Raw genomic sequence first — 12,175 nt, 5'->3', positions numbered from 1 at the left:
TTGGCGTGATTTTCGATTCAGCGCGTTCAGTCATGGACGCCACTTCGGCGTGGACTGGCCGGTCGGCCCGGCGTTCGCGGCGGACTGAGATGGTTTGCGCCCAGGCCCTATAATTCGCGTTTCTTCGATCCGACCGCCCCATGCCTTCCAGCGCTACGACCCTGTCAGTCCCCGACCTGGCGAACATCCAGTCCCTGGCCCGCGACGACATGGGCGCCGTCGACGCCCTGATCCGGCGCCGGCTGGCCTCGGACGTGGTGTTGATCAACCAGGTCGCCGAGTACATCGTCGGCGCCGGCGGCAAGCGCCTGCGGCCGATGCTGCTGCTGCTCGCGGCCGGCGCGCTCGGCCACCGCGGCCCGCAGGCGCACCAGTTGGCCGCGGTCATCGAATTCATCCACACCGCCACCCTGCTCCACGACGACGTGGTCGACGAATCCGACCTGCGCCGCGGCCGCAAGACCGCCAACGCGGTCTGGGGCAACGCCGCCAGCGTGCTGGTCGGCGATTTCCTGTACTCGCGCAGCTTCCAGCTGATGGTCGAACTGGAACAGTTGGAGGTGATGAAGATCCTCGCCGACACCACCAACCGCATCGCCGAAGGCGAAGTGCTGCAGTTGCTGCACGTGCGCAATCCCGACACCGACGAGCCGGCCTACCTGCGCGTGATCGAGCGCAAGACCGCGGTGCTGTTCGCCGCCGCGACCCGCCTGGGCGCGCTGCTGGCCGGCAGCGACGCCGCCGTGCAGCAGCGCCTGCACGACTACGGCATGGCCCTGGGCTACGCCTTCCAGATCGCCGACGACGTGCTCGACTACGCCTCCGATGCGCAGACCCTGGGCAAGAACCTCGGCGACGATCTCGCCGAAGGCAAGGCCACGCTGCCGCTGATCCACGCCATCGCCCACAGCGACGAAGCCGTGCGCGCGCGCCTGCGCGCCGCGGTCGAACACGGCGACAGCGACGCGATGCCCGAAGTGCTGGCCGCGATCCACGCCACCGGCGGCCTCGACTACAGCCGCCGGCGCGCGCAGGACTACGCCGACGCGGCCGAAGCGGCGCTGGACGGGTTGGACGACAACGATTACGTCGCGGCGCTGCGCGGGCTGGCGCGGTATGCGGTGAGCCGCGATCACTGAAAGGCAGCGCGATCGCCGCGATGTCGGCGCGCCCCCTGCAGGAGCGGCGCGAGCCGCGACCGCGACAACGCAACTACGCTGAAACCTGCGCCGCAGGTGCTTTATCGCGGTCGCGGCTCGCGCCGCTCCTACAGGCAGATCGCGCAGCCGCGTTTGTGCGCGCGATCCGTCCCGTCGCCGGGCAGATCGCGCGCTTGCGCGCTGCGATTCACTCGCGCACGCCGAAGCGCTCGACGAAGAACGCGCGCATCGCCGCGAACGAGCGCTTGGCCGCGCGCGCGTCGTAACGGCAGTTGTCTTCCGGCGGGTTGCCGGCGTTCTCCGATTCGGCGAAGCAATGCCGCGCACCGCTGTAGTTCACCAGTTGCCAGTCGGCGCCGCCTTCGTCCATTTCCCGTTCGAAGGCGACGATGTCCTCGTTCGGCACCGACTTGTCGGCGGCGCCATTGAGCACCAGCACCGGCGTGTTGATCTTGACCCCGTTGCCCGGCAGGTGCGCCTTGAGCCCGCCGTGGAAGCTGGCGACGCCGGCGAGATTGACGCCGGTGCGCGCCAACTCCAGCACGCTGGAACCGCCGAAGCAGAAACCCAGCGCGCCGATCCGCGCGGCGTCCAGCGGCGCGGTCTTGTCCTGCGCCTTGAGCGCCGCCAACGCCGCGGTCGCGCGCTTGCGCAGGGTCACGCCGCCGTCGGCATAGACCTTGCCGACCGCGGCCTTGGCTTCGTCCTTGTTCTTCGGCCGCACGCCCTTGCCGTACATGTCGGCGACCAGCACCACGTAGTCGTCGCCGGCGATCTCGCCGGCGCGTTCGATCGCGTTGTCGGTCACGCCCATCCAGTTGGGCACCAGCACCAGGCCGGGACGCTTGATCGCGTTGACGTCGTCGTAGACCAACACCCCGCTGAAGACCTCTTCGCCGATCTTCCATTCCACCGGCCTGGACTTGATCGCGGCGAAGGCGGGCGTGGCGCACAGGGCGAGCAGCAGGACGGCGACGGGACGGCGCATGGCGGGGCTCCTGGGTTGGCGTCGGCGCAGACTAGCGCGCCGCAGTGGCGGAAGCGTGAAGTCTGGAAGTGAGCGCAGAGAAGTGAGGAGCGAGCAAAAGCTGCCTTTGCTCACTCCTCACTTCTCTGCGCTCACTTCTCGCTCTCAAGCGATGCCGATGCCGGCGATGGCGCTGATGGCGTCCGGATCGAACCCGGCCAGTTCGGCGAAATGGCGGCCGCGGGCGACGTAGTCGCGATACGGGCCGAAGCTCGGCGCGCCCGGCGACAACAACACCACGCCGCCTTGCGCGCCGAGCGCGGTGCGGGCCTGGGCCATCGCCTCGGCGAGATCGCGCGCCGCGCTCAAGGCGAAACCGCCCTCGCCCGCCACCGCGGCGAGCAAGGCGTGGATGCGCGGGCCGTTCTCGCCCATGGTGACGATGGCCAGCGGCGCGCGCGTGCGCATCGCCTGCGCGAAACCGTGCCAGTCGATGCCGCGGTCGTGGCCGCCGACCAGCAGCGCGATGCGCTTGCCCGCATAGCAGTCCAACGCCGCCAAGGTCGCGTGCGGCGTGGTGCTGATCGAATCGTTGACGTAGCCGATGCCGTCGCGTTCGCCGATGGGCTGCAGGCGGTTCGGCAGCGGCTTGAAGCTCGCCGCGGCCGGCGCCAGCGCTTCGGCGTCGAGGCCGAGCGCCTCGATCGCGGTCAGCACCGCGCACAGATTGCCGCGGTTGTGCCGACCCGGCAGCGGCAGCGAGGCGGTGTCCATGACTTCGCGCTCGCCGCACCACAGCGCGTCGCCGCGCAGGTGCCAACCGGTCGCGTCGCCGAACCAGCGGATCTCGCTGTCGGGCAGCGACAACGCCGACAGCACCGGATCGGCGGCGTTGAGCACGGCGATGCGCGGCCGGGCGTCGGTCAGCAGGCGCAGCTTGTCCTCGACGTAGCGCGCCTGCGAGCCGTGCCAGTCCAGGTGTTCGGGATACAGGTTCAGCGCCACCGCCACGTCCGGGCGCGCGCCGCCGAGGGCGACGTCGCCGGTCTGGTAGCTCGACAGTTCGATCGCCCAGAACTCGGGCGGCTGCGGCGGGTCCAGCGCTTCCAGCAGCGGCAGGCCGATGTTGCCGGCCAGCGCGGTGCGGTGGCCGCCGGCGCGCAGCAAGTGCGCCAGCAGCGAGGTCGTGGTGCTCTTGCCCTTGGTGCCGGTGACGCAGAGCGTGCGGCCGCCGTCGCGCGCGGCGGCATGCTCGCCGAACCACAGCGCGGTGCCGCCGATGAAACGCGCGCCTTGCTCCGCCGCGGCCACGGCTTCGGCGCGGTACGGGCTGATGCCCGGCGATTTGACGATCCAGTCGAACCCGCCCAGGCGCTCGGCGCTGGCCTGGGTTTCTATCGTCAGCCACGGGTCGTGCAGGCCGCGCGCGTCGGCGGCCTCATCGACCGAACAGAACAGCGTCAGCGCCAGCGACGGCAGGCGCGCGCGGACCGCGCGGTAGGCGGCGCGGCCTTCGCGCCCCCAGCCCCACAGCGCGACGCGCTTGCCGTCAAGCTGCGAGATACGCACGCAGACGCTCCCACAGCGCGGGCGGCACGCGGTGTTCGCCTTCCAGCGCCAGCAGCGGCTCGATGCGCAGTTCCTCGCCGGCCAGTTGCGGCCGGATCTCGCGCGCGAAGCGCTCGACCAGCGCGTCCTCGCGCCATTCGGCGCGCTCGGCCAGCGCCGCCATCGCCGCGCGCGATTCGCGGCCTTCGCCGACGCATTCGAACGGCTTGTGGTTGCGGTACTCCAACAGCGCGTCGAAACCCTCGGTCTGGGCCGGATCGTCGAGCAGGTTGCGGCCGAAGATCGACACCAAGCGGGGCTTGGTCATGAACGGCGCCAGCGCCAGGAACACGAAGTGGCATTTCGGACAGACGCCGCACCAGCGGCTCGCCGGCCGCTCGCCGAGAATGTGGAAATTGCGGTTGCAGCTGCTGAAATGCGCGTCGTAGCGGTCGCCGCGCGCGAACTGCCGCGCCACCGCCAGCTCGCTCAGCGGCCGCAGCAGCGAGTAATAGCGCAAGTCCGCGGCCACGTGCGTCTGCAAATACTCGCCGAACGCGCGCTCGCAATCCCAGCCCTTCGACCACTGGTGGTTCACCTCGCCGGTGCCCTCGATCATGCTGCCGTAGCTGGCCGAGCGCTCGTTGGAGAACACCACCTGGTCGACGCCGCGCAGCAGCGCGGCCAGGGCCATGATCGCCGAGTTCACCACGGTCACCGGGATGTGGCCGTTGTACGCGCCCTGGCGGTTGTACTCGAACAGCTGCGGCGCCAGCGCGCGGCCGAGATTGAGCGTGTCCAGGCCGGTGCGCGCGGCGCAGGCGGCGATCAGCTGCGAGCCGCCGATCCAGGTCACGGTCTGCTCGACATCGAGCGCGCGCAGCGCCTCGATGCTGACCAGCGAGTCCTTGCCGCCGCCGATGGCGACCAGTGCGTGTTCGCTCAAGCCCAGCGCCGGCGCCGCCGGATCGGCCGCGGCGGCTACCGGGAACGTGATCTTGCCGTGCAGGTTCAAGCCGTTGCGATAAGCGAACTCGCCCAGGCCGTTGACGTAGATCAGCTCCAGCAGCGCCGCGGTGTCGGCGTCGATGGCGTACGAATCGATGCGGATCTGTTCCGGCACCGCCGCCTTGTAGTAGCTCACGCCGGCGATCAGGTGCAGCAACCGCAGCATGCGTTCGACCGCTTGCGCGCGCGCGCCGTCGAGCGCGAACGGCGCGCCGGGCACGGTGACGGTTTCGACCAGCTCCGGGCCGTCGTCGAAGGCGTAGACCAGTTCGGCCACGCCGGTCGCGGCGTCCAGGCCGCAGCGCACGAAACGGAAGGCGCGCACGGCGTCGCGTTGGAATTGCTCGCTCACAGGTTCACTCTCGGAATCGAAACGGCCGCGCACGGCGGATGGGGCAGGTCCACGAAGGCGGGAACGGCGTTCATCCGAGCACCTCCTCGACCGGCAGCGCGCGCAGGTTGTAGCTGTTGGCCATGGCCATGCCGTAGGCGCCGGCGTCGGCGACCAGAATCGTGTCGCCCTCCTCGGTCGCCTTGGGCAGCAGGCGCGCGCGGCCGAGCACGTCGCTGCTCTCGCACACCGGGCCGACCACGTCGAAGGCGGCGGTGTCGGCATCGTCGAGGCGGCCGAGGTTGTGGATGCCGTGGTAGGCCTCGTACATCGCCGGGCGCATCAGCGCGTTCATGCCGGCGTCGCAACCGATCCGGCGCACGCCGTCCTTCTCCACCACCTGGGTCACCGACAGCAGCAGCACGCCGCTCTCGGCGACCAGGTAGCGGCCCGGCTCGACGATCAGGCCGTAGCGCGGATACGCGGCCTTGATCTCGTCCAGGCCGGCGCGCCAGGCGCCCAGGTCGAACTCGCGCGCTTCCGGCGTGTACGCCACCGGCAGGCCGCCGCCGATGTCGATGGTCTCGATCGTGCCGACGCTGTCGGCCAGCCCGGCCAGGCTGGCGTAGACGCCGCGCCAGTGCTGCGGATCGTCGATGCCGCTGCCCAGGTGCGCGTGCAGGCCGCTGATGCGCGCGCCGAGCTTGCGCGCCTCGTCGACGAAGGCGTCGAAGCGCGCCAGCGGCAGGCCGAACTTGGCCGCGACGCCGCCGGTGCGGACTTTTTCGTGGTGGCCTTCGCCGTGGCCCAGATCCAGGCGCAGCCACAGGGTGCGGCCGCGGAACGTTTCCGGCCAGCGCTTGAGCGCCTCGACGTTGTCGAGGGTGACGATCACGCCGCGCTTGAGCGCCGCCTCGTACTCGTGGCGCGGGGCGAAGCTCGGGGTGAACAGCACCCGCTCGGGCGCCATGTGCGGGATCGCCTGGAACACCCGTTCGATCTCGGCCAGCGACACGCACTCCAGGCCGAAGCCTTCGCCGACGACCGCGCGCAGCACCGCCGGATGCGAGTTGGCCTTCATCGCGTAGAAGCAGCGGTCGACCGCGGCGGTGCCGATCAGCGCGCGCGCGCGTTCGCGCACGGTGGCCAGATCGTAGACGTAACGCGGGGTGCCGGCCGCGGCCATCGCCAGCAGGCGCGGACGCTGCGCCTGCCACCACGGCGCGGCGCGCTGCGGCTTGCCGTCGGCGATCTCGCGCCAGCTCGGGCCGAACACGCTGTCGTCGCGCACCGGCATCGCGCCGCTGCGGATCAGCTCGTGGTGCAGGTGCGGCAGCAGGCCGTCGGCGTCGGCTTCGTCGATGACGAAGGTCAGGTTCAAGTCGTTGGACGACTGCGAAATCAGGTGCACGCGCTCGCGCCCGAACGCGGCCCAGATGTCCGACAGCCGGTGCAGCAGCGAACGCATGCCGCGGCCGACCAGGGTGATCGCCGCGCACGGCGCGATCACCTTGACCCGGCACACCTCGGCCAGATCGGCCGACAGCGCTTCGAGCACGTTGCTGTTGACCAGGTTCTCGCTCGGGTCCAGCGACACGGTGACGTTGGTTTCCGACGAACCGATCAGGTCGATGGAAAGCCCGTGGCGCTTGAAGCGCTCGAACACGTCGGCGAGGAAGCCGACCTGCTGCCACATGCCGATGCTTTCCATCGACACCAGCACGATGCCGTTGCGGCGGCTGATCGCTTTCACGCCCGGCACCGTGGCGGCGCTGGCGTCGATACGGGTGCCCGGCAGGTCGAAGCGCTCGGTGTCGAGGATCGCCATCGGCACGCCGGCGTCGCGGCACGGCGCGATCGAGCGCGGGTGCAGGACCTTGGCGCCGGTGGTGGCGATTTCCTGCGCTTCGGCGTAGTCCAGCCGCGCCAGCAGGCGCGCGTCGGGGACTTCGCGCGGATTGGCGCTGAACATCCCCGGCACGTCGGTCCAGATCTCCACCCGCTGCGCCTTCAGCAACGCGCCGAAGTACGCGGCGGAGGTGTCCGAACCGCCGCGACCGAGAATCGCGGTGCCGCCGTCGCCGTGGCGGGCGATGAAGCCCTGGGTGATCAGCATCCGCGTCGGCTGCGCGCTGAAGCGCTCGACGAAGCCCGGCTCGGCGTGGTGGCGGCAGTTCACCGACAGGCGCTGCGCCCATTCGCTGGCGTTGGGCAGCGAGACCGCGTCGAGCCACTCGCGCGCGTCGCACCAACCGAAGTCGTGGCCCTGCGAACTCAGGTAGGCCGCGCCCAGGGTCGACGACAGCAGTTCGCCCTGCCCCAACACTTCGGCCTGCCAGTCCAGCGCGCGGACCGCCGCGCGCGGATCGGTTTCCAGCGCAACCAGTGTCGCCAGGCGCTCGCCGAGCACCGTGTCGGGATCCAGGCCGAGCTCGGCGCAAAACGTGCGGTGGCGCTCGACCAGTCCGGCGAAGCGCGCGGGGATGCCGCCGTCGTCGCCGGCCGGCGCGTAGGCGATGGCCTGCAACTCGTTGGTGACGCCCGACAGCGCGGAGACCACCACCAGCACGCGGCGGCCGTCTTCGCGCAGACGTTTCCCAGCCAGGCGTCCGATCGTGTCCCAACGGTTGCGGCGGGATACCGAAGTACCGCCGAACTTGAGCACCACCCAGCCTGTCTGTTGCGTCTCCACGTTTTCCTCGGTTGTCGGTTCCACTGTGATGGGCCCGGCGCGGCGGCCGGGGCAGGTCGATCCGCCCGCGGCGGCCGATGAACGGACGCGGCGGGATTCCACACTTGCGGGTCTGGCGTGCCTAGAATTACGCGCCTTGCGGCTGGCGCCCGCGTCGCTGCGGCGCCGGCCCGGCAGCCGGGCACGAACCAGCGATTCTAGTCCAACCCGACCGTCGCCGAACGCCCGGCGCGCAAGTCTTTCGCCAACCCGCCGAAACGCTCTCTTTCCAACCCCTCTTCCCGCCTTCGGCCCCGCCCCACGCCACGTGCCGCTCGCCACCCGCACGGGCCTCACGGAACTTCCCTGGAAATGACGCAACGCCGCTATCTGCAACTGGACGTCTTCGCCGACCGCCCCGGCGCCGGCAATCCGCTGGCCGTGGTCCTCGACGCCGAAGGCCTCGACGATGCCGCGATGCAGGCCATCGCCCGCTGGACCCGGCTGCCGGAGACCACCTTCGTGTTCGCCCCGACCCAGCCCGGCGCCAGCTACCGCATCCGCATGTTCAGCCCGCGCCGCGAAGTGCCCTTCGCCGGCCATCCCAGCGTCGGCACCGCCTGCGTGGTGCTGGAGGCCGGCCTGGCCGCGCCGGTCGACGGCGTGCTGGTGCAGGAAGGCGTGGCCGGCCTGCTGCCGTTGTCGGTGTCCGGCGAAGGCGAGGCGCGCACGATCGCGGTGCGCACGCCGCGCGCGCGCGTGGTCGAGACCGCCGATGCCGCCGACCCGCGCCTGGCCGCGGCCCTGCGCGGGCTGCCGCTGGGCGCGCTGCCGCCGGCGCTGATGGACGGCGGCCGCCGCTGGTGGCTGGCGCAGCTGCGCGACGAAGCCGCGCTGCGCGCCGCCCAGCCCGATTGGGCGGCGATCGGCGGCCTCGCCGAACGCACCGAAAGCATGGGCCTGTGCGCGTTCGCGCGCGCCGACGCCGGCCAGGACTACGACTTGGTGGTGCGCGCCTTCGTCGGCGCGCCGGCGCAGTTCGAGGACGCCGCCTCCGGCGCGGCCAACGCCACGCTCGCCGCGTGGCTCAAGCACAACGACGCCCTGCCCGGGCGCGACGGCCGCTACACCGTCAGCCAGGGCCGCGAGGTCGGTTTCGACGCGCGCCTGCAACTGCGCGTGGACGCCGACGGCGAGGTCTGGTCGGGCGGCCGGGTCAGCAACGTGGTGCGCGGGCAGATCGACTGGCGTTGATCGATGGGCGTTGATCGATGGGTGTTGATCGATTAGTGCTGACCGACTGGCGTTGATTGATGTGCGCCGAGCGGTTGGCGCCCGACGCTCGTCCCGCGCGCGCCGGCCTGTCCGCCGGCGCGCGCGACCGCTCTCCAGGTCACAAGCCCATCGAACTCATCCAGTCGTGCAGGGCCTTGCGTTGGGCCTCGGCGCCGGCCTTGACCCCACCGCCGAACTCGGCGAACAAATCGCCGCAGCAATCGGTGTTGCGCGGCACGCAGATGTGCGGGATGACCTGCGACTTGGGGATCTTGTACTCGCGCATCAGCCAGCCGATCAGCGCCGCCGAGGTGCGCGCCTGCTGCTCGGCGATGCGGTCGCCGACCGCGGCCACGTGCTCGATCCCGATCGAGCGCGCGTTCATCAGCGCATTGCCGGCGTGCCAGGCGCGCTCGCCGTCGCCGACCATCTGCACCAGCGCGCCGTCGCGGCCGATGAGGTAGTGCGCCGAGGTTTGCGGGGAGCCGTGCTTGAAGTGGCTGATCGTGCCCTCGATGTTCCGCGAGGTGGTGTAGTGGACCACGATGTGGTCGATGTCCTGGCCGTTGCGGCTGGAGTGGTGCGAGGTCGGCTCCCACCGGTTCACTGTGGGCTTGCCTGGGCCGCTGCCGGCGCCGGCCGCATGCGCCGCCGCTTCGGCGTTGTCGCAGCCCGCGCAGACATGCGGGGCGTCGAAGGCCGCGTCGTGCGGCCCCGCGTTCGGTGTGAGATTGGTCATGCCGTTTCCCTCCCTTGGTCGAATGCTCCGAAGCAGGCGCGAGTGCCTGCAGGTGGGGACAACGCCGGGAATCGGAGCCGACGGCCAGCCATCGCGCGCCGCCGGTCGGCGCTTGCGCGAACCCGCACGCGCTGGCACGCCGGGCGAGAAACGGACGGATTTCGATGCGTGGATTTGCGCCACGCCCACATTGCGGTCTCGAGAGGCGCAGCGACGGCGCCGCGCCGCCGCCGTCAGCCGCCCTCGGCCCGCGCCACCGCGCGCCGGCCCAGCCACGCCGCCGCGAACGCCGGCAGGTACATCAGCAAGCCGTACACCGCCGCCGGCACCGCGATCGCCGGCGACTGCAGCAGGGTCAGCGCGATCACGATCGCCAGGGTGCTGTTCTGCACCCCGACTTCCATGCCGACCGTGATCGAATCGCGCGGGCCGAGCCGGGCGATGCGGCCGAGCAGGAAACCGCCGCCGATCGCCGCCGCGCCCATCGCCAACGCCGCCGGACCGAGTTCGCCCAGGCTACGGGTCAGCACTTCGCGCTGGGTGATGCAGATCGCCACGATCAGCAGCAACAACAGGCCGAGCGCGAAGCGGCTGACCCACGGCTCCACCCGCAGCGCGAACGCCGGCGCGAACCGGCGCAGGGCCATGCCGGACAGCACCGGCGCCAGCACCAGCGCGGCCAGATGCAGCACGGTCTGCGCGAACGGCAGGCGGATGCCGCGGGTTTCGCCGCCGAACCAGTGCAAGGCCAGGTCGACCAGCAAGGGCACGCTGAGGAAGGTCGCCAGCGCGCTGATCACGGTCAAGGTCACCGCCAGGGCGACGTTGCCGCGGGCCAGGTAGGTCAGCGCGTTGGAGCTGCTGCCGCTGGGGCAGGCGGCGACCAGCACGAAGCCGACCGCGAACTCGACCGCGCCCGGGCCGCCGGCGCGCGCCACCCACCAGGCGGTGGCGAAGCCCAGCAACGGCAGCAGCAGGTAGTGGCCGACCAGGCCGACCGCGACCGGCCGCGGCCGCCGCAGGATCTGGCGGAAGTCCTCGCCGCGCAGGGTCAGGCCGATGCCGCACATGATGATGGCGATCGCCAGCGGCAGGCCGATCTTGAGCAGTACGCTGTCCTGCACGAATCCCTCCTTCGGTGGATGTCCGCGGCGCGGGCGGCGCCGACCGATCCGCGGCCGACCCGAGCGATCCTAGCCGCTGCGCCCCCAGCTTGCGCGCACGGGCGGACACCGGCGCGGCACTGGGCCACAATCGTGCGCATGCCTGCCCGTCCGCCCCGCCCCCGCCGCGCATGACCGAGCCCGCGCCCCTGCCCGCCGATCCGTGGCTGCGCGACCTCTCGCCCGAGGTGGTCGCGCACCTGCAGGCGATGTCGGTGCGCCGGCGCCTGCGCGACGGCGAGCTGCTGTACGCGCGCGGCGACGCGGCCGAGGGGCTGTACGGCGTGGTGTCCGGGCGCATCCGCCTGAGCGTGCCGACCGCGGGCGGGCGCGAGATGCTGATCGTGCAGTTCGAGCCCGGCAGCTGGTTCGGCGAAGTGTCGATGTTCGACGGCGAACCGCGCCCGCAGGACGCGCGCGCGGTCGGCGACAGCGAGATCCTGCTGTTGCCGCGCACGCGCTTCCTGGCGCTGCTGGAGCAACACCCCGAGCTGTACCGCGGCTTCACCCGGCTGCTGTGCCGCAAGCTGCGCACCGCGCTGGACTACGTCGAGGACGCGCTGACCCTGCCGCTGGCCGCGCGCCTGGGCAAGCGCCTGCTGGAACTGGCGCGGGTGTACGGGGTCGAGCGCGAGGAAGGCCGGCTGATCGACCTGCCGCTGCCGCAGGACGACCTCGCCAACATGCTCGGCGCGACCCGCCAGAGCGTGAGCAAGCAGCTCAAGGCCTGGGAGCAGCGCGGCTGGATCGCGCTGCGCTACCGCCATGTGGTGATGCGCGATGCGCAGGCGCTGGAACGCGCGCTGGCGCAGGACGCCGCGCGCGGCGCGCGCTGAACCGCGCGCGCCGCGCGCGCTACGCGAATCCTGTCTTCAGCTCGACGCCGGCGCGTTGATCACCGCTTCGACGCGGTGGCCGTCGGGATCGATCAGGAAGCATGCGTAATAGTGCGCGCCGTAATCCGGACGCAGGCCCGGCGCGCCGTTGTCGCGTCCGCCGCCGGCGAGTCCGCCGCGGTGGAACGCATCGACCTCGGCGCGCGAGGCGGCGGCGAACGCGAGATGGGTCCCGTCGCCGGGCGCGGCGGCTTCGGGCGTGAGGTTCAACAGCAGCAGATCCTGGTTGTCGACGAGCCCGTAACCGATCGACTCGTCGCCGTCGAATACGCGACGGTAGCCGAGCGCGCCGAGGACCGCGTCGTAGAACGCGCCGGCGCGGGCGAGATCGCGCACGCCGAGCGAGAGGTGATGGAACATGGATGGGCCGCGCGACAGTGAGATCGGCGCAGCTTAGCAGCCGCCCCTGTAGGAGCG

Annotated in this window: 10 protein-coding genes; 3 read left to right on the top strand and 7 right to left on the bottom strand. The window is 71.4% G+C overall.

Translation table 11 applies throughout. The features are described 5' to 3' along the window. Positions 1-140: 140 nt before the first annotated feature. Entirely contained in the window at positions 141-1,139 is a 999-nt protein-coding gene (locus JHW41_RS07255; RefSeq protein ID WP_078999366.1) for a polyprenyl synthetase family protein, read from the top strand. A gap of 208 nt (positions 1,140-1,347) precedes the next feature. Here the strand turns inward: JHW41_RS07255 and JHW41_RS07250 are convergent, their stop codons facing one another. The 4 genes from JHW41_RS07250 to JHW41_RS07235 all read right to left on the bottom strand — a co-directional run bounded on the left by JHW41_RS07250 (position 1,348) and on the right by JHW41_RS07235 (position 7,706). Then, positions 1,348-2,148 carry a dienelactone hydrolase family protein gene (locus JHW41_RS07250; RefSeq protein WP_250449465.1) on the bottom strand — a complete coding sequence of 267 codons (801 nt, stop codon included), beginning with the start codon at positions 2,146-2,148 and terminating at the stop codon, positions 1,348-1,350. A 144-nt stretch (positions 2,149-2,292) separates the two neighbouring features. Beyond that, positions 2,293-3,696 (bottom strand): UDP-N-acetylmuramoyl-L-alanine--D-glutamate ligase, encoded by a 1,404-nt coding sequence (gene murD, locus JHW41_RS07245; protein ID WP_250449464.1) that lies wholly within the window; start codon positions 3,694-3,696, stop codon positions 2,293-2,295. Continuing rightward, the gene (murL, locus tag JHW41_RS07240) at positions 3,677-5,035 is read right to left on the bottom strand and encodes a UDP-N-acetyl-alpha-D-muramoyl-L-alanyl-L-glutamate epimerase (RefSeq protein ID WP_250449463.1); all 1,359 of its coding nucleotides are present in this window, start codon (positions 5,033-5,035) and stop codon (positions 3,677-3,679) included. Before murL ends, murD begins: the two co-directional genes overlap by 20 nt. 70 nt (positions 5,036-5,105) lie before the next feature. Beyond that, complete coding sequence (locus tag JHW41_RS07235; protein WP_250449462.1) at positions 5,106-7,706, bottom strand: bifunctional aspartate kinase/diaminopimelate decarboxylase; 2,601 nt, start codon at positions 7,704-7,706, stop codon at positions 5,106-5,108. 351 nt (positions 7,707-8,057) lie between these two features. On the opposite strand from JHW41_RS07235, the gene JHW41_RS07230 reads away from it, so the two are divergent. Beyond that, a complete protein-coding gene (locus tag JHW41_RS07230; protein ID WP_250449461.1) occupies positions 8,058-8,939 on the top strand; it encodes a PhzF family phenazine biosynthesis protein in 882 nt (293 codons plus the stop codon). A gap of 139 nt (positions 8,940-9,078) precedes the next feature. Here the strand turns inward: JHW41_RS07230 and JHW41_RS07225 are convergent, their stop codons facing one another. Together JHW41_RS07225 and JHW41_RS07220 are read right to left on the bottom strand one after the other, a co-directional pair. Continuing rightward, positions 9,079-9,699 (bottom strand): N-acetylmuramoyl-L-alanine amidase, encoded by a 621-nt coding sequence (locus tag JHW41_RS07225; RefSeq protein ID WP_250449460.1) that lies wholly within the window; start codon positions 9,697-9,699, stop codon positions 9,079-9,081. A gap of 233 nt (positions 9,700-9,932) precedes the next feature. After that, positions 9,933-10,823: a bile acid:sodium symporter family protein gene (locus tag JHW41_RS07220; RefSeq protein WP_250449459.1), complete on the bottom strand. Its 891-nt coding sequence runs from the start codon at positions 10,821-10,823 to the stop codon at positions 9,933-9,935. A gap of 170 nt (positions 10,824-10,993) precedes the next feature. On the opposite strand from JHW41_RS07220, the gene JHW41_RS07215 reads away from it, so the two are divergent. Next, positions 10,994-11,698, top strand: coding sequence for a Crp/Fnr family transcriptional regulator (locus tag JHW41_RS07215; protein WP_250449458.1), 705 nt, complete (start codon positions 10,994-10,996; stop codon positions 11,696-11,698). Positions 11,699-11,734: 36 nt separating this feature from the next. Here JHW41_RS07215 and JHW41_RS07210 read toward each other — a convergent pair whose 3' ends face one another. Further along, positions 11,735-12,118, bottom strand: coding sequence for a VOC family protein (locus JHW41_RS07210; protein ID WP_250449457.1), 384 nt, complete (start codon positions 12,116-12,118; stop codon positions 11,735-11,737). Positions 12,119-12,175 lie beyond the last annotated feature (57 nt).

This window comes from Lysobacter enzymogenes (assembly GCF_023617245.1).
GTDB lineage: Bacteria > Pseudomonadota > Gammaproteobacteria > Xanthomonadales > Xanthomonadaceae > Lysobacter > Lysobacter yananisis.
Note: the sequence above shows the minus strand (reverse complement) of the source record. Positions and strands in the feature narration are given on the sequence as shown.